15 protein-coding genes are annotated in these 21,312 nt (G+C 65.9%); 8 read left to right on the plus strand and 7 right to left on the minus strand.

The genetic code is table 11. The annotated features are described in order from the left end of the window. Nucleotides 1-138: 138 nt before the first annotated feature. From XH92_RS25570 to XH92_RS25595, 6 genes are all read left to right on the plus strand, one after another. Complete coding sequence (locus XH92_RS25570; RefSeq protein ID WP_194454576.1) at nt 139-573, plus strand: hypothetical protein; 435 nt, start codon at nt 139-141, stop codon at nt 571-573. A gap of 203 nt (nt 574-776) precedes the next feature. Then, entirely contained in the window at nt 777-1,007 is a 231-nt protein-coding gene (locus tag XH92_RS25575; protein ID WP_194454577.1) for a hypothetical protein, read from the plus strand. A gap of 17 nt (nt 1,008-1,024) precedes the next feature. Then, a complete protein-coding gene (locus XH92_RS25580; protein ID WP_246787614.1) occupies nt 1,025-2,965 on the plus strand; it encodes a glycosyltransferase in 1,941 nt (646 codons plus the stop codon). A gap of 3 nt (nt 2,966-2,968) precedes the next feature. Beyond that, the gene (locus XH92_RS25585) at nt 2,969-3,709 is read left to right on the plus strand and encodes an ABC transporter ATP-binding protein (protein ID WP_194454579.1); all 741 of its coding nucleotides are present in this window, start codon (nt 2,969-2,971) and stop codon (nt 3,707-3,709) included. After that, nucleotides 3,706-5,121: a glycosyltransferase family 1 protein gene (locus XH92_RS25590; RefSeq protein ID WP_194454580.1), complete on the plus strand. Its 1,416-nt coding sequence runs from the start codon at nt 3,706-3,708 to the stop codon at nt 5,119-5,121. Before XH92_RS25585 ends, XH92_RS25590 begins: the two co-directional genes overlap by 4 nt. A 7-nt stretch (nt 5,122-5,128) precedes the next feature. After that, nucleotides 5,129-6,412, plus strand: a complete 1,284-nt coding sequence (locus tag XH92_RS25595) for an O-antigen ligase (protein ID WP_194454581.1) — start codon at nt 5,129-5,131, stop codon at nt 6,410-6,412. A gap of 197 nt (nt 6,413-6,609) precedes the next feature. Here XH92_RS25595 and XH92_RS25600 read toward each other — a convergent pair whose 3' ends face one another. Beyond that, nucleotides 6,610-7,866 (minus strand): ABC transporter substrate-binding protein, encoded by a 1,257-nt coding sequence (locus XH92_RS25600; protein ID WP_194454582.1) that lies wholly within the window; start codon nt 7,864-7,866, stop codon nt 6,610-6,612. A gap of 250 nt (nt 7,867-8,116) precedes the next feature. On the opposite strand from XH92_RS25600, the gene XH92_RS25605 reads away from it, so the two are divergent. Beyond that, complete coding sequence (locus XH92_RS25605; RefSeq protein WP_246787616.1) at nt 8,117-10,180, plus strand: carbamoyltransferase C-terminal domain-containing protein; 2,064 nt, start codon at nt 8,117-8,119, stop codon at nt 10,178-10,180. Here XH92_RS25605 and XH92_RS25610 read toward each other — a convergent pair. The 6 genes from XH92_RS25610 to XH92_RS43750 all read right to left on the minus strand — a co-directional run bounded on the left by XH92_RS25610 (nt 10,140) and on the right by XH92_RS43750 (nt 18,760). Further along, on the minus strand, nt 10,140-11,075 hold the full coding sequence (locus tag XH92_RS25610) for a DMT family transporter (protein WP_194454584.1): 936 nt from the start codon (nt 11,073-11,075) through the stop codon (nt 10,140-10,142). The two genes, XH92_RS25605 and XH92_RS25610, sit on opposite strands and share 41 nt — an antisense overlap. Nucleotides 11,076-11,158: 83 nt before the next feature. Next, the gene (locus tag XH92_RS25615; RefSeq protein WP_194454585.1) at nt 11,159-12,028 is read right to left on the minus strand and encodes an NAD(P)-dependent oxidoreductase; all 870 of its coding nucleotides are present in this window, start codon (nt 12,026-12,028) and stop codon (nt 11,159-11,161) included. 3 nt (nt 12,029-12,031) lie between these two features. Further along, a protein-coding gene (gene prfB, locus XH92_RS25620; protein ID WP_194454586.1) for a peptide chain release factor 2 occupies nt 12,032-13,163 on the minus strand; the annotation gives its coding sequence in 2 pieces (ribosomal slippage) (nt 12,032-13,093 and nt 13,095-13,163; 1,131 coding nt in all). A 106-nt stretch (nt 13,164-13,269) separates the two neighbouring features. Next, nucleotides 13,270-15,771, minus strand: a complete 2,502-nt coding sequence (locus XH92_RS25625) for a penicillin-binding protein 1A (RefSeq protein WP_194454587.1) — start codon at nt 15,769-15,771, stop codon at nt 13,270-13,272. Nucleotides 15,772-16,050: 279 nt separating this feature from the next. After that, nucleotides 16,051-17,376 (minus strand): N-acetylmuramoyl-L-alanine amidase, encoded by a 1,326-nt coding sequence (locus XH92_RS25630; protein WP_194454588.1) that lies wholly within the window; start codon nt 17,374-17,376, stop codon nt 16,051-16,053. A gap of 628 nt (nt 17,377-18,004) precedes the next feature. After that, on the minus strand, nt 18,005-18,760 hold the full coding sequence (locus XH92_RS43750) for a hypothetical protein (protein WP_305824999.1): 756 nt from the start codon (nt 18,758-18,760) through the stop codon (nt 18,005-18,007). Nucleotides 18,761-18,817: 57 nt separating this feature from the next. Here XH92_RS43750 and XH92_RS25635 point away from each other — a divergent pair, with 57 nt between their 5' ends. Continuing rightward, nucleotides 18,818-21,310, plus strand: coding sequence for a ribonuclease E/G (locus tag XH92_RS25635; RefSeq protein ID WP_305825879.1), 2,493 nt, complete (start codon nt 18,818-18,820; stop codon nt 21,308-21,310). The last annotated feature ends 2 nt before the right edge of the window (nt 21,311-21,312 follow it).

Raw genomic sequence — 21,312 nt, forward strand, 5'->3', positions numbered from 1 at the left:
TGGGACACAATCCCACCTTACTTGACGTGTGACATTTTCCCACTTATGGGAAACAAAGTCACCTCTGGACACGACGCGCCCGCTGGCACTGGTGTCACGGGTGCCACGGGCACTGCCGCCATCGCCACGGACCGCTCCATGACTTCAACCCGATTCGACCTTGCGATCGCGGAAGCCTGCCGGATTGCCCAGGTTCCCTACGAGGAGTTCGTGTCGACGGTGATGGCGGGCGGCTATCCCTGCCTGCCCGGCGTGGTGCCAGGCTCGCCGCGCCGCTTCGACGAAACCGATCTGCTGGCGCTGTACATTTATGGCCGCCTGCTCGCCTTCGGCTTCGGCGGCTTGCGCGCCGGCGAATATGCTAGCCGCGCACATGCCGGCCTCACCGCCGAGCCACGCGCGAACTCGATCTCGATCGCGCTGACATCGGACGGCGGCAAGCGTGTCGTGATCGAGCAGTATCTGCAGCGGCCCGCCGCCGCGATGCTGCCCGAGCGGATCCATTTCGACATCCCCGCGATCAGGCGTCAGTTGCAGCAATCGACCGAACGCAGTTCGATCGAACCGGCCTGACACCTCGCTAGCACTCACGGCTCACTCGCCTTGTGCTGTCACGGCGCGATCGCGCCATCGCGCCGTCATGCGCGCCGATCCTCTCCCCTCAAAAAGTTTTCCACCGCCTTACGTGGGACATAATCCCACATTTTAGTTCGGTGCCATTGACGTGTGAAATTTTCCCACGTATCCAGAATCCGTTCAGCAGGGAATCCGACGCAATGTCTCTTCATTCGTTTCGCGAACCCGGTTCATCCTACGAACCCGGTTCGTCTTGCGAACCCGGCCGGTTCGCCGCCACCGCGCTCCGTTTCACGCCGCAGGCGCCCTTCTGTTCCACGCCGCAGGCGCCTTGCGGCCCGATCGAGCCGGTGTTTCCGGCGCTGCTGCGCTCGCTGGTGTTCGCCGCCGCGCTGGCACTGCCGTTCATCGTCGCCCTGTTCGTCGCATGATCCGGATCGAGCCGCCCATGACTGGTCTCAACGCGCCGGCCCGGCGTCCGTCGGTGCTCCACATCTTCAAGGTCTACTACCCCGATCTGTTCGGCGGCACGCTGACCGTGATCCGCGATATCTGCGCCGGCCTGAAGGAGACCTTCAACGCCGCCGTGCTGGTCTGCTCGCGCTCCGGCGGCGAGCAAAAGATCGTGGTCAATGACGTTGCGGTCGAGCGCGTGCGTTCGTTCGGCGACGTGCTGTCGCTGCCGGCGGCGCCGACCTATCCGTGGCGGCTGTGGCGCCGCATCGCCGAGCACGATCTGCTGGCGCTGCACGCCCCCTTCCCGCTCGCCGACCTCGTGTTCGCATTCGGGCTCGGCCGCGCCCGTCCGCTGGTCGTGCACTGGCACGCCGACATCGTCTCGCACGCCGCCCTGCGCTTCCTGGTCGAGCCGATGATGCGGCGGACACTGCGCCGCGCCGCCGCGATCATCGTCTCCGAGCCGGTGCTGATCGAAACCACGCCGCTGCTGCAGGAATTTTCCGACAAGTGCCACGCCGTTCCGTTCGGCGTCGATGTCGAGAAGTATGACCGGCCCGCCGCGCAGGCCGACGACGTCAACACCCGCGGCCGCCTCGTCCTCGCCTGCGGCCGGCTGGTGCCCTACAAGGGCTTCGACGTGCTAGTGCGCGCCGCCCACGCCCGCAATTTCGAGGTCTGGATCGTCGGCGAGGGCCGCGAGCGCGAGCGTCTCGAGCAGCTGATCCGCGACTACGGCTTGCAGGACCGCGTCCGCCTGCTCGGCTCGGTGTCCGAGAGCGAACGCGTCAAGCTGATGCGCATCGCCGACGTCTTCGTGATGCCGTCGGTGACCAATGCGGAGACCTTCGGGCTGGTACAGCTCGAGGCGATGGCGGCGAGCCGCCCGATCGTCAACACCGCGCTCGACACCGGCGTTCCGCATGTCGCCCGCGACGGTCTCGAGGCGATCACGGTGCCGCCCGGCGACCCAACCGCGTTCGCCGACGCCATCGAAACGCTGATCGCCGATCCGGAGCGGCGCCGCCGCATGGGCCAGGCCGCGCGGCATCGCGCGATCACGAAATACTCGACATCAGCCTTCAAGGAGGGAGTGGAAACGGTGTATCGCAAGGTCGTTTCCGAACAGGCCGCCGCAAAGGACGCAGGGTCGTCAGCCCCAGCCCCGCGTCCCCGAACGGCCGGTCTCGTCGGCGCGATCCAGATCGCGGCAGCGCTGGCATGGTCGGACGTCCGCCATCGCTACGTCCGCTCCCTCCTTGGACCTTTCTGGATGTCGATCCAGATGGCGATCATGGTGGCCGTGCTCGGCTCGGTCATCGGCCATCTCTCCAACGCCAGCGCAGTGGCGCGGCTGCCGATGCTGGCTGCGAGCCTCACCGCCTGGACCTTCCTCAACAGCGTGGTGCTCGACGCCACCACCGCGCTGCAAGGCTCGGCCAGCCTGATCAAGGATCGCGCGCTGCCGCCGGTGATCTTCCTGCTGCAATGTACCTTCCGGCAGGCGCTGTTTGCGGCCCACAACGCGGTCGTGCCGCTGATCCTGTGGCTCGCGCTGACGCCGCGGGACGTCGGCGGCGCGATCGCCGCCCTGCCCGGCCTCGTCCTGTTCGTCATCTGCACGCTCGGCGTCAGCCTCGTGCTCGGCGCGCTGGCGACGCGCTACCGTGACATCAAGCCGATCATCGAGTCCTCGCTGACGCTGGCCTTCCTGGCTTCGCCGATCATCTGGACGCCGGAGATGATCGATCGCGGCTCCACCGTGATGCGGCTCAATCCGCTGACGCATCTGTTCGCGGTCTGGCGCGACCCGCTGGCATCGGGTCACGTCGCGATGACGAGCGTGATCTACGTGCTGGCCTGCCTTGCTGCGCTCGCGGTCGCCGCGATCGTGACGGTCGCTCAATTGCGCAAAGCGGCATTCTGGATCTAGGACATGGCAAGCATCCACCTGCGCGACGTCTGCCTCGACTATCCGCTCTACGGCGCTTACGACTTCTCATTGAAGCGCCGCCTGCTCGGCCGCCTGTTCCGCCAGGCCAGCGAGATGCGCACCATCCGCGCGGTCGACAACATCTCGATCGAGGCGAAGGCCGGCGCCCGCATCGGCCTCGCCGGGCCGAACGGCTCCGGCAAGTCCACGCTGCTGCGGCTGGTCGCCGGGGTGTTTCCGGCAACCAGCGGCGAGGTCCGGATCTCAGGCAACATCGTGCCGCTGCTTGGCTTAGGGGCCGGCGTCAATCTCGATTTCGTCGCCGGAGACAATATCAGCCTTCTGTTGCGGATATCCGGCCGCAAGCCGACGCCGGCGATTTTGGACGAGATCTGGGCGTTCACCGAACTGGAGGAGCGCATGCGGCGGCTGCCGCTGCGGATGTTCTCGTCGGGCATGCTGATGCGCGTGCTGTTCGCGACCGCAACCGCGTTTCCCGCCGACATCCTGCTGCTCGACGAATGGCTCAGCGTGGTCGACGAGAGTTTTTCGGCCAAGGCCGAGCAGCGGCTGCGCAAGATGGTCGAGGCCGCGGCGATCGTGATCATCGCCTCGCACGATCACGCGCTGCTGCGCCGGACCTGCAACCGCATCGTCAATCTCGATCACGGCCGCATCGCCAGCACCGTCGCGCTGGATCCGCCCGTTCCGCATCACCTCGAGCTCAGAGAAATAACCGCATGACAAAGATCCTGGTCGTCAGCGAGGCGCTCGGTGAACCCAACCACAAGCGCGGCATCTTCCATTTCACCCGCGAACTGATCCGCTCGCTGGCCGGCGACGGCCACGAGCTGACGCTGCTGGTCGAGACCACGCGCCGCTATCGCAAGCTGCGCCAGCGCCAGCAGCGTACCAGGCTGCTGCCTGACGGCTCGCGGTTGATCGAGCTGCTCGCGCTCTATCGCTTCCTCGACGAGGCCGACATGAATGCGTCGGTCATGCGCAGCAGCGGCGGCCTGCGCCGCACCGTCGACTGGTTCCGCGGCAAGCTACGCGCCGCGACCTCGCTGGAATTCGCCGTCAGCTTCCTGCGCGCACTCCATGTGCTGCCGGCCGGCGTCAGCCTGATCGAGAACCACGCCGACGGTCTGGAATACATCCCGACCGATTTGCGCCATCTCAGGCTGTTCGGCGACTTCCTGCTCGAGCCCGGCTTCTACAGCTATCAGGATACGTCGGCACTGCTGCGGCTGCCGCCGCCGCGGGTCGATGCCCGCGGCTACGATGTCATCCTCGTTGACACCCCGACCCGGGTCGCGATCCAGCGCAAGCGCGGCGCCAAGGTGATCTGCGTCGTGCACGACCTGCTGCCGCTCACCGACCTCAAGCTCAGCGACGTCGCGACCCGGCTGTTCCTGTCGCGCCTGTTCACCAGCCTGCAGCAGGCCGACGAGCTCGCCTTCGTCTCTAATTACAGCCTTGGCCGGTTCCGCGCGTTGCTGCCGCAGTTCGCGCATCTGCCGGCGCGGGTGGTCTATCCCCGCACCCGGTTCGATGCAGCGGCGCTGCCAACGGCAGGGCCCCCAAGCGGGCGGCCGTACTTCGTCGTGATCGTTTCCGCCGAGCCGCGCAAGAACCTCGCTGCTGTTATCCGCGCCTTCCGCAAGCTGCCGCAGGCCGATCTCGTCGTGATCGGCTACACCGGCGCGCCCAGCCTGACCCGCAACGCGCCGCCCAACGTCCGCTTCTCCGGCTATGTCGAGGAGCACGAGAAGGCCGCTCTCATTTCCGATTCCCATGGCTTGATCATGCCGAGCCTCGCCGAGGGCTTTGGCGTGCCGATCATCGAGGCGCTGGCCGCCAACACGCCGGTGTTGTGCTCCGACATCGCCGTGTTCCGTGAGGTCGCGGGCGAGCTCGCCGATTATTTCGACCCGTTCTCGATCGAGTCGATCGGCGCCTCGGTCATCCGGGTTCTGGCAGACCAGGAGCAATGGCGGACCAATATCCGCGCGCGGCGGGCCGAGCTCGCCGATCGCTTCGGCCACCACACCCAGGCGCGCGACCTGCTGTCGCATCGGGCCGTCGCGGAAACTGCGACCGCCGTGCCGGCACCGCCGGCCGCGATGGCGGCATTCAACGGCGCGACCGTGTAGGCCGGCCATGACCAGCGATACCCACGCGATCGGCGGCGCCGTCGAGCCCGCACCACGATGGCGCGACCGCGTCCGTGCCTGGTCCGGCTCGGTCGCCTGTGCCCGGACGACGGACGCTCTAATCGTGCTGGCTGCGGCTTCGCTGCCCTGGTCGACGACCGCACTTGCCGTCTTCATGCTGCTATGGCTCGTCGCGGTGATCCCCACCATTGACTGGGAACAGTTCGTTCTCGACCTCGCGCAGCCGGCCTTTGCATTGCCGGTCGCGCTGGTCACCCTCGCCGTGCTCGGCCTGGCATGGTCGGAGACCGGCTGGGCCGAACGGCTGCAAGGCCTCAAGCCGCTCAGCAAGCTGCTGCTGCTGCCATTCCTGCTCAACCATTTCCAGCGTTCGCAGCGCGGGCCCTGGGTGTTCGCCGCTTTCCTGATGTCGTGCACGCTGGTGATGATCCTGTCCTGGATCGTGCTGTCGCTGCCGCAGCTCAAGCTCGCGCACACCGCCTCCGACGGCGTGCCGGTCAAGAATTACCTCGACCAGAGCCAGGAATTCGTGCTGTGCGCCTTCGCGCTGATGCTGCCGGCGTTGACGGCGCTGCGAGCCCGGCAATGGCGCATCGCAGCCGGCGCCATCGCGCTGATCCTGCTGTTCGTCGTCAACATGCTCTACGTCGTCTCGGCGCGGACCGCGCTGGTCACCATGCCGGTGCTGTTGGTCGTGTTCGCCTCGCTGCATTTGTCCCGCCGCGCCACCCGCCTGCTGTTCGCCGCGTTCGCGCTGGCGAGCCTGCTGGTCTGGACGACGTCCCCCTATCTGCGCCAGCGCATCGCCGATGTCGGTATCGAGTATCGCGCGCACGATATGTCCGGGATCGCCTCCACCGCGCAGCGCCTGACCTATTGGCGGAAGTCGCTGAAGTTCATCACCGAGGCGCCGTTGCTTGGGCACGGCACCGGCTCGATCAGACAGATGTTCACGCGGGATGCAGCCGGGAAAACCGGCCTGGATGCCGAGGTGATCAACAACCCGCACAACCAGACCTTCAATGTCGCTATCCAGTGGGGGCTGATCGGCATCCTGCTGCTCTACGCGATGTGGATCAGCCACGTCATGCTGTTCGCTAGCCGCGATCTCGTGAGCTGGATCGGGCTCGCCGTCGTCGTGCAGAACCTCACGAGCTCGCTGCTCAACTCGCATCTGTCCGATTTCCACGAGGGCTGGATGTATGTGATCGGTGTCGGCGTCGCCGGCGGCATGGCGCTGCGCACCTACCGGCCGGAGAAGATTCTGTAAGCGCGCGGCTCAAAGCCCGTGCCACGCATTCGGCGTCGTCCCTGCGAAAGCAGGGACCCATAACCACGAATGGTTATTGCTGCACGATGTCGGGACGACGAGTCCCGTTCACAACGCGGGCCGCGGAGTATGGGTCCCTGCTTTCGCAGGGACGACAGCAGTGGGTTGGCACGAGCAATCGCCTGACCGGCGAACTCCTACCGCGTTGCCTCGTGCCCGACCTCGCCGGTGATGACGTCGCCGAACAGCTCCCACGCCTCGCCGTTGAACCGCATCAGTTGCATCTGCTCGATCGGGAAGTAGTCATCCGGTGAGGTGTTGACCATGACGCCGGGCAGCATCAGGTCGGAATGGAAGTTCTTCAAATTGGCGGCCTGCTTCATGACGTTCTCGCGCGTGAGGTTGTCGCCGCATTGCTTCAGCACCTGCACCATGGCCTCGGCCTGCACGTAGCCATAGAGGTTGTTGGCGTTGCCCTTGTCGCCGTCGGGATAATACTTGTCCATGAAGGCGCGCCAGTTCTGCACGGCCGGATCCTTGTCCCAGGTGGGATCGGTCGGGTCCTTCAGATAGGCCGTCGAGATGATGCCCTTGGAATATTCGAGCCCGGCCGGCTTCAGCACCGAGGCGACCGAGGTCGCGGTGTTGGCGAGGAAGAATTTCGGCTTCCAGCCGAGCTCGCCCACTTTCCGGATCGCCTGCGCCGAGCCCTTCGGCGCCGCCCAGGAGAAGAAGATGTCGGCGCCGGAATCGTGCAGCGCGACGATCTGCGAATCGATCGAGGGGTCGGAGACCTCGTAGGACTTGTCGGCGATGATCATGCCGACCTTGTCGCCGAGCCCGTCCTTCAGGCCCTTGAACTGATCCTTGCCGGCATCGTCGTTCTGCCAGAACACCGCGATCTTGCTGTCGGGGAATTTGTCGCGAATGTATTTCGCATAGATGCGTCCCTCGCTCTGGTAGTTGGGCTGGAAGCCCATCGTCCAGGGGAAGTTCTTGGGGTCGCCGAATTTGGTGCCGCCGGAGGCGACGAACAATTGCGGCACCTTCTTGGCATTCATGTATTTCATGATTGCCGAATTCGACGGCGTGCCGAGTGCCTGGAAGATCAGCAGCACCTCGTCGCTCTCGACCAGCTTGCGCGCCTGCTCGATCGCCTTCGGCGGCGAATAGGCATCGTCGTAGCTGATGAAATTGACCTTGCGGCCGTTGATGCCGCCCTGCTCGTTGATCATCTTGAAGAATGCGGCCTCGGTCTTGCCGATCACGCCGTAGGACGACGCCGGGCCGCTATACGGCATGATGTTGCCGATCTTGATTTCGCCATCACTTGCGCCGGGATCGTATTTCTTCTGCGCGTGGACCGAGGTCGCGGTCAGTGCGACCGAGGTCGCAACCAATGCGGCACTTGCGAAGGCCACGATCGCGCCAATATATCCAGAACGAGCCGGCATCGTTTTCTCCCGATTTTTGTCGTTGGTTTTGGCGGCAAGTCTCGCAAGAGACGCATGTGCTGGCAAGCGCTGGGTTTTTCCGTTGGGCGAAACGGCATTGTTGCCTGGCGCTATTTGTGATTGAAGGTCGATCTGGGGATCACGAGTCGAGGCGTTCTGATTGCGTAAACCCGACATTCGTACCGGTCCGCGGCATCCGCGTATTGCGGCCGCGGGCTATGGGATCACGCGCCAGCTCAGCGAACGTGCGATGGCGAAGCGTGGCCTGCACAAGCTCAATGGCGAGTTCGCGCAGCGCACGATCGCTTCGATCCGCGAGAAGCTGCAACGCGGCGAGACCGTTTACGTCGCAGGCCTCGCCTGCCCCGGCACGCACAACACCGGCGTCGCGCTGGTCGAGATCACCCAGAAGGACGGGCCGCGCCTGATCGTCAACAACGAGGAAGAGCGCTTCTCCGGCAACAAGCACACCAACGAGTTCCCGCGACACGCGCTCGACGACATGCGCAAGGTGTTGCAACGGATGGGCCGCGACATCGGCGACATCGCCGCCTTCGTCACGACATGGGACTATCCGGCACTGCTGGCGATGCTGATCCGCACCTCACTGGAGGAAGCACCGGCGAGCCTCAAACTGCTGCGCGCCCCGATCGCACCCGCGATCAATCTGCGGCAGCTGGATCAGGTGCGACGGCTGTCGCGCAGGCTCGGCAGGATGTACGGGCTCGGCGAGCAGCTGCCGCTGATCTGCATGCCGCATCACGACAATCACGCCTGGTACTCGTTCACCGCCTCGCCGTTCGCCGACGTGCGCGAGCGTGTCGCAATCGCGGTGCTCGACGGCACCGGCGACGTCGGCTCGATCTCGCTCTATGTCGTCGAGAACGGCGAGATGAAGCAGCTCTACTGCAACGAGAGCCTGTTCGATTCGCTCGGCGCCTTCTACACGGTGATCTCGTCGAGCCAGGGCGGCTGGACCTGGCTGTCCAGCGAGGGCCGCTACATGGGCGCCGCGGCGTGGGGCGACATGAACCGCGCCACCAACCCGTATTATTCGCGCCTGAAAGCCGTTTTGCAGCTCGGGCCCAACGGCAGCGTGCAGCTCAATCGCGCGATGGCCAATTGGTATGCCGATCCCGCCGACAATCCCTACCATCAACCGCTGATCGATATCCTCGGCCCGCCGCTCCGGCCCGACCAGCTGTGGAATCCCGACGCCGTGTTGCGCGTCGAGGACATCCATCACAGCCCCGGCACCAAGGACCGCGTCGACAAGGCCGCCGCGACGCAACTGGTGTTCGAGGACGCGATGATCCATGTCATCGATCATCTCCTGCGCATCACCGGCACCGACCGCCTGGTGCTGACCGGCGGCGTGGCGCTGAACGCGCTCGGCAACATGCGGCTGCTCGAACATTTCGACGAAGCCTGGTTCGAACGCGTGCAGCAGCGCAAGACGCTGCTGCATATGTGGGTGCCGCCGGTGCCCGGCGATCCCGGCGTGCCGATCGGCGCGGCGTGGCTGTTCGCGCATATGGCGGGCGCCGCGCGCGGTGCGCCGCTGTCGCACGCATTCTATTGCGGCCTGCCGCCCGCGAATGCCGACATCACCGCGGCGCTGCGTGCCGATGACATTGCCTCGACCGCGATCGGCAATGTCTCAACGCCGGACGGGCGCGATGCGATCGCCGATCTGATGGCCAGCATGGTGGCGCAAGGCGGCGTGATCGCGATCTATCAGGGCGCGGCCGAGACTGGCCCGCGTGCGCTTGGCCATCGCTCGATCCTCGCCAATCCCTGCGATCCCGAAGTGCGCGAGCGGCTCAACGAGCGCGTCAAATATCGCGAGGCGATCCGGCCGCTGGCGCCGATGGCGACGCTGCAGGCCGCGCGCGACTATTTCGAGCTGGAGGACGGCGCCTCGGACGCCGACTACAACGCGTACAACTACATGGTGCTCACGGCGCATTCGAAGCCGGAAGCGCGCGCGAAAATTCCCGCCGTGGTGCACGCCGACGGCACCGGCCGCATCCAGATCGTGCGCGACGCCGACGATCCCCTCACCTACGCCTATCTGAAGGCGCTCGGCCGCCATATCGGCGTCGAGATGTCGGTCAACACGTCGTTCAATGTCGCAGGTCCGATCGCACAGACGCCGGTGCAGGCGATGGACACGCTGCGCCGCTCCAAGGGGCTCGATGCCGTGGTGCTGGTTGCCGACGACGGAGCGACCTATGCCGCCTGGCACGGCGGCGAGCGCGACAGCGGCCGCTTCACCGGCTGGTATGCGGCGTGGAAGCAGGCGCGCGGCTGAACCAGGTTAGCACGCGCCCGTCGATCAAGAGCAGCGCGCTCGCGATCACGAGCGCGCCGATCACCTCGCGCGGCGCGATCGGCTCGCCGAGCACGAGATATCCGAGCAGCATTGCAGTGACCGGAATCAGCAGCGTCACCAGCATCACATTGGTCGCGCCGGAGCGCTGCAGGATCTGGAAGAACACGATATAGGCCAGCGCCGTTGACAGCGCCGCGAGCCCGAGCACGGCGAGCCATGTCGTTGCGTGCGGCATCGCGAGCTGCCAGGGCCGCTCGACCAGGGCGGTGATCGGCGCCATCATCGCGGCCGACGTGATCATCTGGAACGTCGCCGTGCCCAAGGGCGGCACGCGCTGCGGCAGCCGCCGCCCGACCAGCGCCGCGAGGCCGTAGCTGAAGGCGCCCGCGAGGCACAGCAGGATGCCGATGCCCTGCCGGCTCTCGAAGCCGAGCGCGTCGCCATGCAGGATCGTGACCCCGATCAGTCCGACCACCACGCCCGCCACGCGCCGCGCTTGCAGCCGCTCCTCGCCGGCCGCGGCCATCACGATCACCGCAAACAGCGGCGTCGTCGCGTTGAGGATCGAGGCCAGCCCGCTCGGAATGTAGGTCTGCCCGAATACGATCAGCGAGAACGGCAGCACGTTGTTGAACAGCCCCATTGCGAAGAACGGCGCCCAGCCGGATACGCCGCGCGGGAATTCAATCTTCCGGGACCGCAGCAGCGGCAGCAGGATGATCGTGCCGAGCACGACACGCAGCAGCACCAGCGTCAGTGGCGGCAATTCGCGCAGGATCACGCCGTTGAAGAAGAACGAGCCGCCCCAGAGCACCGACAGCAGACCGAGCAGCCCCCAGTCGCGGCTATCAATGCGGTTGTCGGCGGAAGGCATGTCGGGCACTCACCTGCAGTCGGAAGGTGACTAGCGCAGGCTTGCGAATATTCCCACCCGTTTTCCGTGAATGGTGGCCCTGCCTATTTCGGCCGCGACACGATCTCGATCATCTGGCCTTCGTCACCATCGGGCGCGTGAGCCTTCGCCTTGTCGTAGGCGGTGAGCGCGGCGCGGCTCACGGGCACGCCGGGCAGCAGCGTCTCGGCGAGGCGCACGGCATAGTCCGCATCCTTGTGGCGCAGTGCTGCCGTGAACGACGCGCCGGAGAAGTTGCGGTCGATCATTCGCCTCGAGTGGCGTATCACCTGCGGACTTGCGACTGCGCCGGTGGCGAGCGCCTCGGCGACCAATTGCATGTCGAGGCCGGCCTGCTCGGCGATCGCGACGCCCTCGGCGAGGCCCGCGATCTGCACCGCGCCGATCAGATTGTTGATCAGCTTGAACACGGTGCCGGTGCCGACCGCGCCGAAATGGCGGATCGTGCTGCCGATCGGTGCGAGGAACGGTTGCGCCCGTTCGAGATCGGCCGGATCAGCCCCCACCAGCAACGTCAGCTTGCCGCTAGCCGCCGCCTCCGGCAGCCCGGTGACGGGACAATCGATGTAGATCAGGCTGCGGCTCTGCAGCTCGCGCGCCATGTCGAGCGTGTGCTGATACGAGACCGTGGAGCATTCGATCGCGAGCGTGCCGGCCTTCATGGTGGCGGCGGCGCCATCCTTGGTCAGCCAGACCGCGCGCGAAGCCTCATCGTCGGCGACCATGGTCACGACGGCATCTGCATCGATCGCGGCATCCTCGGGCGAAGTCGCCCACAGTGCGCCGCGCGCGATCAGGTCCTCGGCCTTGGTCTTGCTCCGGTTCCACACAGCGACCGTGAAGCCGGCATCGAGGTAACGGCCGGCCATGCCGTGGCCCATGCGTCCCAATCCGATGAAAGCGACGCGCGGCATGGGCTAATCCACATCCTCGACGGAGCCGGGCCCGGTGCCGAAGGCACGCTGCGCCAGGGTCGCCGCCATGAATTCATCGAGGTCGCCATCGAGCACCCCCGACGTGTCGGAGGTCTGCACACCGGTGCGCAAATCCTTCACCATCTGATAGGGCTGCAAGACGTAGGAGCGGATCTGGTGACCCCAGCCGATATCGGTCTTGGCGGCCTGATCAGCAGCGGCCTGCTCCTCGCGCTTCTTCAGCTCGATCTCGTAAAGCCGCGCGCGCAGCATGTCCCAGGCCTGCGCCCGGTTCTTGTGCTGGGAGCGGCCGGCCTGGCAGACCACCGCGATGCCGGTCGGGATGTGCGTCAGGCGCACCGCCGACTCGGTCTTGTTGACGTGCTGACCACCGGCACCGCCCGACCGCATCGTGTCGGTGCGAACGTCGGATTCCTTGATCTCGATCTTGATGCTGTCGTCGATCACGGGGAAAATCTGCACCGACGAGAACGACGTATGCCGCCGCGCATTCGAGTCGAACGGCGATATCCGGACCAGGCGATGCACGCCGGCCTCGGTCTTCAGCCAGCCATAGGCATTGTGGCCGGAGATCTGGATGGTGGCGGATTTGATGCCGGCCTCTTCGCCCTGGGACTCTTCGAGGAACTCGATCTTGAAGCCGTGCTTCTCTGCCCAACGCGTGTACATGCGCAGCAGCATCTGCGCCCAGTCCTGGCTCTCGGTGCCGCCGGCGCCGGCATGGACCTCGAGATAAGAGTCGAACTTGTCGGCCTCGCCCGAGAGCAGCGCCTCGAGCTCGCGCCGGGCGACCTCCTTCTTGAGGTCCTTGAGCGCCTTCTCGGCCTCGGCAACCACGCCCGCGTCGTTCTCGGCCTCGCCGAGCTCGATCATGCCGACCTGGTCCTCGAGCTCGCGCTCGACCTTGCCGATGCCCGAGAGCGAGTCCTCCAATGAGGTGCGCTCCTGCATCAGGCGCTGGGCCTTCTGCGGGTCGTTCCAGAGATTGGAATCTTCTGCGAGCTTGTTCAGCTCAGCGAGGCGTGCCGTCGACTGTTCGACGTCAAAGATGCCTCCTCAGCAGCCCGACTGACTGCTTGATCTCTTCAACAAGGCGTTCGATTTCCGCGCGCATGGTCTTTCAGGTGTTGGCAAAAAAGGTTCCGGGGGATGTAGCGACCGGCGCGGCAAAGCGCAATCGGCTTGGTCGCACTATCCCGGCGATTTGGCCGGATAGGCGGCTAGTAAAGCCCCCCGGTTCCCGGCCGCATGAAGAAGCCGCCATCCGGCTGGGCCCCATTCTGTGACGGCTGCGGGCCGGGCGCAGGGCCGCGCCCATCGGCATCGGCAACGCCGATGACCGAATAGTTCTCCGGCGGCGCGGTGCCCGGCTTGAAGGCTTCGAGGATGGTGTTGCCGCCGTCGCCGGGGCCGGCACGCATACCGGTCTTGGCATCGACCCGGATCAGCTTGATGCCGGCCGGAACCTTGAACGGGGTCGGCGGCTTGTCGGCGAGCGCAAGCTTGAGGAAGTCGCGGGCGATCGGCGCCGCCACATGACCGCCGGTGGCGGTGCGGCCGAGATTGCGCGGCTTGTCGTAGCCCATGTAGACGCCAACAGCGAGATCCGGCGAGAAGCCGACGAACCAGACGTCCTTCTCGTCATTGGTGGTGCCGGTCTTGCCGGCGATCGGCTTGCCGACCTCCTTTACGACGGTGGCGGTGCCGCGCTGGACCACGCCTTCCATCATCTCGGTGATCTGATAGGCCGTCATCGGATCGAGCACCTGCTCGCGGCGATCGACGAGCTGCGGCTCCGGCTGGCTCTTCCAGCCCCCGGGCGCGTCGCAGCCGCGGCATTCGCGGCTGTCGTGCTTGAAGATGGTATGGCCGTAGCGATCCTGGATGCGATCAATCAGCGTCGGCTTCACGCGACGGCCGCCATTGGCGAACATCGAATACGCCGTGACCATGCGCATGACGGTCGTTTCGCCCGCACCCAGCGCATACGATAGATAGTTCGGCAATTCGTCATAGACGCCGAAGCGTTTTGCATACTCGCCGACCAAGGGCATGCCGATGTCCTGCGCGAGCCGCACGGTGACGGTGTTGAGCGAGCGCTGCAGCGCGTTGCGCAGCGTGGTCGGGCCGTAATACTTGCCGGACGAATAGTTCTCCGGACGCCACACGCCGGCGCCCTGCCCTTGATCGATCTCGATTGGCGCGTCGATCACCGTGGTCGACGGCGTATAGCCGTTGTCCAGCGCCGACGAGTACACGATCGGCTTGAACGACGAGCCGGGCTGCCGGTAGGCCTGCGTCGCGCGGTTGAACTGGCTCTGGTCGAACGAGAAGCCGCCGACCATTGCGAGCACGCGGCCGGTCCACGGATCCATCGCCACCATGGCGCCGGACACTTCAGGCAATTGCCGCAGGCGGTACTGGCCCTCGACCGCCGTGCCCTCCTTGGTCACCAGCGGGTCGGCATAGATCACATCGCCCGGCTGCAGCACCTGCGAGACCGCCGTCGGCGCCTTGCCCTTGCTCTTGGCCCAGCGCACGCCGTCGATCGTTATGATGCCGGTCTGCCGTTCCTTGCTGACCGCGCCACCGAGCTCGCGGCCGGGCTGGAAGCCGATTCGCGCCGACTGATCGCTGGTCTCCAGCACCACCGCCATCCGCCATGGCGAAATGTCGGAGAGCGATTTGACGTCGGCTAGCTTGACGCCCCAATCGCCTGAAACGTCGAGCTTATGAACCGGCCCACGCCAGCCCTGCGCCTCGTCATAGTTCACGAGACCCGCGACCATGGTCTTGCGCGCCATCACCTGGATCTTGGGATCCAGCGTGGTGCGGACCGACAGGCCGCCCTCGTAGAGTTTCTTTTCGCCGTAGCGCTCGAAGATGTCGCGGCGGACTTCCTCGGCGAAATACTCGCCGGCGAAGATGTGCGCGCCATTGCTGCGGTTGGTGACGATCAACGGATCCTTGCGCGCCTTGTCGGCGTCGGCCTGCTTGATCCAGCCGTTCTCCAGCAGGCGGTCGATCACGTAGTTGCGGCGCTCGATCGCGCGGTCACGGTTGCGCACCGGATGCAGCGCGGCCGGCGCCTTCGGCAGCGAGGCGAGATAGGACGCTTCCGCGATCGTCAGTTCGTTGACCGACTTGTCGAAGTAGACCAGCGACGCCGCCGCGACACCGTAGGCGCCAAGCCCGAGATAGATTTCGTTCAAATAGAGCTCGAGGATGCGGTCCTTGGAATAGGCGCGCTCGATGCGCATCGCCAGCAAGGCTTCCTTGATCTTGCGGCTGAACGAGACCTCGTTGGTCAGCAGGAAGTTCTTGGCGACCTGCTGGGTGATGGTCGAGGCACCCTGCGGGCGGCGGTTGGAGCCGTAATTCTGCGCGTAGAGGATCGCGGCGCGCGCCATGCCCTGATAGTCGATGCCGCCGTGCTCGTAGAAGTTCTTGTCTTCGGCAGCGAGGAACGCGTTGATCACGAGCTTCGGCACCGCCTGGATCGGCAGATAGAGCCGGCGCTCCTTGGAATATTCGCCGAGCAGCGCGCCGTCGGCGGCGTGCACGCGGGTCATCACCGGCGGCTCGTAGTCCTGGAGCTGCGAGTAGTCGGGCAGATCCTTGGAGAAATGCCAGATGGCGCCGGCAACGGCGGCAACACCGACCAGGAACACGACGGTTCCGGCGGCGAACAAGAAACCCATGAACCGCACGAGCAGGCGCATTATCGACGTTCCGTTCCTACCCTCCGGCGCTCAGTCGTCAGAAGCGCCTGTCCAAAAGTGCGAAGCTCACACAACAGAGGCTCATACAACGAGGCCTTTGCATCGAGGCCTTCACTTTCAAAGCCTTGGCCCAGCGAGCCGCCTTGCGCACACGAATATACAAGAGCCGCCGGACAATATGGTCGATTCTGCGGACCTACGGTGCCTTGTCTATAGCGTCGCCGCTGTGGCCAAACTAGGGCTTCCGGGCAACGGCCCAGGCTTTTCAGGCGGCCAATTTCACTTTGCCGGTCCGGCGGTTGCCAGCCGTTTGGCGAAGAACGTGTCGATCGCCTGGACCATCGATCCGACGGCCTTGTTCCGCCAGTTCTCGGAAACCAGATGTTCGAGGTCGCCTTTGTTGGAGACGTAGCCGATCTCGACCAGCACGGACGGCACGTCGGGCGCCTTCAGCACCCGGAAGCCGGCCGATTTGAGCGGATGCTTGTGCATCCGCACCGTGCTCTTCATCTCGTCCATCAAGAGACGGGCGAAGCGGTTGGAGAAGGTCTTGGTCTCGCGCTGCGCGAGGTCGATCAGGATGTCGGCGACCTCGGTCGGCTCGTCGGTCAGGTTCACGCCAGCGATCGCGTCGGCCTTGTTTTCCGCTTCCGCCAGCCGCTCGGCCTCGGCGTCGGAAGCCTTGTCCGACACGGTGTAGATCGTGGCGCCCTGGGCGTCGCCTTCGCGACGCGGCAAGGCATCGGCGTGGATCGAGACGAACAGCGCCGCAGATTGCGAGCGCGCGATCTTCACCCGGTCGTTGAGCGGGATAAAGGTGTCGTCGGACCGGGTCATGACCACACGGTATTTGCCCGACTTCTCGATCCGGTCGCGCAAAGCAAGGCCAAAGCCCAGCACCAGGTTCTTCTCGGTCTGGTCGCCGGACTGGGTGCCGTTGTCGATACCGCCATGGCCGGGATCGATCACGATCAGCGGGCGCGGGTCAGAGGCCGCAACCGGCGGCAGCGCCGCCGTGGTGACGGCTGGAATGGTCGCCGTGGTGGAATCGGAAATCGCCGGCTTCAATTCCGGCCGGCTCTCCGGCGCCAGCGACTGCACGAAGCTGGTGCGATCGACCTGCTCGAAGTCGAGCACCAGCCGAGGTGGCTGGTCATTAGCGGCATCGAGCACATAGGAATTGGCGATCTTCACCGGGCCGGTCATGTCGAACACGATCCGGGAGCCGCCGGGCATCACGAGGCCGTAGCGGAACGCCTTAACCAATCCCCGCGCCGCCGAGCCGGTGCCGGCAGCGAGCTGGAAATTGACCTGCGGGATATCGACCACGACGCGGTACGGGGCGGCCAGCGGAAAGGCGCGAAACTCGATCTTGCGGTCGAGATCGAGGATGAATCGGGTCTGCTTGTCGTCGCCGGCGAGCCTGGCGCCTGATGCGACCGGGAAATTCTGGGCGCTGGCGGTGGAGGCGCTTGTGGCCGGAACTGGCTGGCCGTCCTGTGGTCCTTCAGCCGCGCTCGGGGCGCTGGCCACGGCAAGCGCCAATGCTGCAGCGCACAACAGCCCGCATCCCAGGAAAACAAGGTGTTTTGCGCGGTTCTCCACCCGATTCGGAGCCTCCCAGCTGTTTATTATCGCATTAGAACCACACGGTTAATCGCACCCTAATGACGCGCCGGCGAAAAGAAGCGAGTGTTGCGGCGGCGTGACGCTTCCCTTGCACGCGACGGGCAATCCACGTATGTACGGGATGCTGACGGCTAGTACTCCCGGTTGTGTCGCGTTCAGCCTCTCGGTGCAGCGGTGGAACCTTCCAAGTTGAAGATCCCGCCGTGTTTTTCCGGTCCCTCCCCAGCCAGCGCCGCGCGCGGCTGACACGGAGTGGCGGATTCAAGCCCGAGCGGTGTCCGGTCCCAGACACACTCCCTCGCCAGAGGGACGGTTTGAGACACGGCGTAACCGATTATCCGGTCCCCTGGTGGATTCCTTGGGGCTCTCGATATGCGATGGCCGGCAGGCGCTTCGGCGCCGGACGGGGCTTTCAGCAAAAGATACGGCGGTAATTTTCGCCGCCAACATGTTTAGACGGGCCGACGCTTAATGCGCCAGACTGCATTGCCGACCAGGATCCCCCGAATGATCGCGCTGACGCGAGGTGAAAACGTCGCCCGTCGCATCATCCCGGTGAGTTCCCGTCCGGCGCTGTGCCGCGAGACGCGTTTTGGCCTTCCCCTCACCCCCGAATCAGGTGGACCGTCGCGTCACCGGGCGGCGCAGTTTGCGCGCGCCATGATCCGCGCCCGCCGCCGTCAAGAGCTCCAAAATGCCCAACAAGATGTTGATCGATGCCACCCACCCGGAAGAGACCCGGGTCGTCGTGGTCCGTGGCAATCGCGTCGAAGAGTTTGATTTCGAGACCGCCCAGCGCAAACAACTGCGCGGCAACATTTACCTCGCCAAGGTCACGCGCGTAGAGCCGTCGCTGCAGGCTGCCTTCATCGAGTATGGCGGCAACCGTCACGGCTTCCTGGCCTTCAGCGAAATCCATCCCGACTACTACCAGATCCCGGTCGCCGACCGTCAGGCGCTGATCGAGGCCGACGAGCGCGCCCACCGCGAGGCCGAGGAAGAGCACGAGAACCGCGGCCATCGCCGCCGGTCGCGCCATCGCAATGCCCGCCGCCGCGGCCATGGCGACCGCGTCCAGAGCGAGGTGATCGAGGGTGCCGCCGACGCGCAGGCGCTGCCCGTTGCCGAGGCTCACGAACATCCCGTCGATGCCGGGCATCCTGAACATGATGCCGATCATCACGAGCACGGCGTGATCGCCCATGAGGGTCACGAGCATGAGGCGCATGATCATGCGCATCACGAGGACCATGGGCATCATCACGATCACGAGCACGATGACCATGGTCACGACGATCATGGCCACGATGATCACGATCAAGACCACCACGACCACGATCATGCGCACGATCACGACCACGCCCCGGTAACCAGCGAGGTGCCGGCCGCCGAGGCCCCGTCCGACCCTGTCGTCGCGGTGGTCGAAGCCTCCGTTGCATCAGCCGCGCCGGAGGCCTTCGAGGCCCCCGAGGTCAATCATGAGCCCGAGCGGGCCCATGAGGAGCAGGTCGAGGAAAACGCCGCGCATGCCGACGACGCGCCGCATGTGGTGGCCGACGAAGTTCTCGCGGTGGCCGATGAGCACGCCGTCACCGAATATGCGACGCTTGCGGAGGTGGCCGCGCCCGAGGCTCGGCTCGGCGACGAGGCCGGCGAAGATGACGAAGAGGACGACGGCGAGGAAGGCGAGGAAGAGGACGTCGTCGAGTCCGTCGGCGGCGACGACGTGCTCGAGGAGGTTCCGGAGCGCGCGTTCCGCCCGCGTCGCCAGTACAAGATTCAGGAAGTGATCAAGCGCCGGCAGGTGATGCTGGTGCAGGTCGTCAAGGAGGAGCGCGGCAACAAGGGCGCCGCGCTGACCACCTATCTGTCGCTCGCCGGCCGCTACGCCGTGCTGATGCCCAACACCGCGCGTGGCGGCGGCATCAGCCGCAAGATCACCTCCGCCCAGGACCGCTCGCGGCTGAAGGAAGTGGTGCAGGACCTCGACGTGCCCGAGGGCATGGGGATCATCCTGCGCACCGCCGGCGCCTCCCGCAGCAAGCCGGAGATCAAGCGCGACTTCGAGTACCTGATCCGGATGTGGGAGACGGTGCGCGACCTGACGCTGAAGTCGCAGGCGCCGACCCTGGTCTATGAGGAAGGCTCGCTGATCAAGCGCTCGCTGCGCGACCTCTACAACAAGGAGATCGACGAGATTCAGGTGGCGGGCGAAGCCGGCTACCGCGAAGCCCGCGACTTCATGAAGATGCTGATGCCGGCCAATGTGCGGGCGGTGAAGCAATATCGCGACGGCCAGCCGTTGTTCTCGCGCATGGGCGTCGAAAGCCAGCTCGATGCGATGTTCTCGCCGACCGTGCAGTTGCGCTCCGGCGGCTACATCGTGATCAACCAGACCGAGGCGCTGGTCTCGATCGACGTCAACTCCGGCCGCGCCACGCGCGAGCACCATATCGAGGACACCGCGCTCAAGACCAATCTCGAGGCGGCGGAAGAAGTCGCGCGACAGCTCCGCCTGCGTGACCTCGCGGGCCTGATCGTCATCGACTTCATCGACATGGACGAGAAGCGCAACAACCGCGCGGTCGAGCGCAAGCTGTCCGACTGCCTGCGCCAGGACCGTGCCCGGATCCAGGTCGGCCGCATCTCGCATTTCGGCCTCCTGGAAATGTCGCGACAGCGCATCCGCGCCAGCGTGCTGGAGAGCTCGACCGAGCCCTGCCCGCAGTGCGGCGGAAGCGGCCACGTCCGTTCGGTCTCGTCGGTTGCGCTACAGCTGTTGCGCGGCATCGAGGAGATCCTGATGAAGGGCGCGACCCACAATCTGGTGGTCCGCACCCGCACCGACGTCGCGCTCTACGTGCTCAACCACAAGCGCGGCCATCTGCGCGACCTCGAGGACTCCTTCCGAGTCTCGCTGTCGATCGTCGCCGACGCCACGGTGCACGGCCAGCAATCCTACATCATCGATCGCGGCGAGCAGGTGCATACGCTCGAAGCCGCCAAGGCGCTGCTTGCCGCGCAAGCTGCCGCTGCGCCGGCCCAGGTCGAAGAGGCCGATGACGAGGAAGAACTGTTCGAATACGAGGCCGAGATCGAGACCGACGAGACCGAAGGCCTCGCCGACGACCGGGCAGCCAGCGAAGAAGCGGGGTCCGCTGAGGGCGAAGGCGACGGCCAGCGCCGCAAGCGCCGCCGCCGGCGCCGCGGCCGTGGTGGCGCCAATGAGCCGCGTGACGGCGCTCAGCCGCCGCGCGAGGACGGCGATCTCATGCATGTCCTGCCCGAGGGCACCGAGGCGGTTGCCGCGGGCGAAGCCGAAGGCGACGAGGACGAAGGCGACGAAGCACAGGGCGCAGGGCGCGACGACCAGGCTGCCAACGGCGATCGCCGCCCGCGGCGCCGCGGACGTCGTGGCGGCCGCCGCCGTCGCGGCAGTGGCGGACCGGATGACGGTCTCGCCGGATCGATCTCCGACGAGTTGAGCCCGGCGGCAGCGCCCGAGGCCACCGATGCGGTCGCCGATTTCGACAGCCATGACGCGGAGCCGGCTCCCTCGCTTGCGCAGCCGGAACTGTTCGCACCGCCGCCGGAATGGCAGCCGGTCGAGACCGCGCCCATCGCGTCCGCTGCAGCGCCTGCTCCGGAGGCCCCGCCCGCGGCCGCCGAGGACACGGCCGCCGAAAGCGACCGCGCGCAGCGGCGCCGCTCGACGGTGCGCGAAAAGGTCAGCTTCGGATCGAGCCCGCAGCCCGAGGCTGCGGCGCCCGCTCTGGTCCAGAGCCCCGCGGAAGAAGCAGCTCCTGCGCCCGAGCCCGCTGCGGCGGCCCCGGAGCCGGCGCCAGCCGCCGCAGCCGAGGCTCCGGCCCGCAAGGGCTGGTGGTCGCGCCGGTTCGGCGGCGGCAACTAGCA

This window comes from Bradyrhizobium sp. CCBAU 53421 (assembly GCF_015291625.1).
Taxonomy (GTDB): Bacteria; Pseudomonadota; Alphaproteobacteria; order Rhizobiales; family Xanthobacteraceae; genus Bradyrhizobium.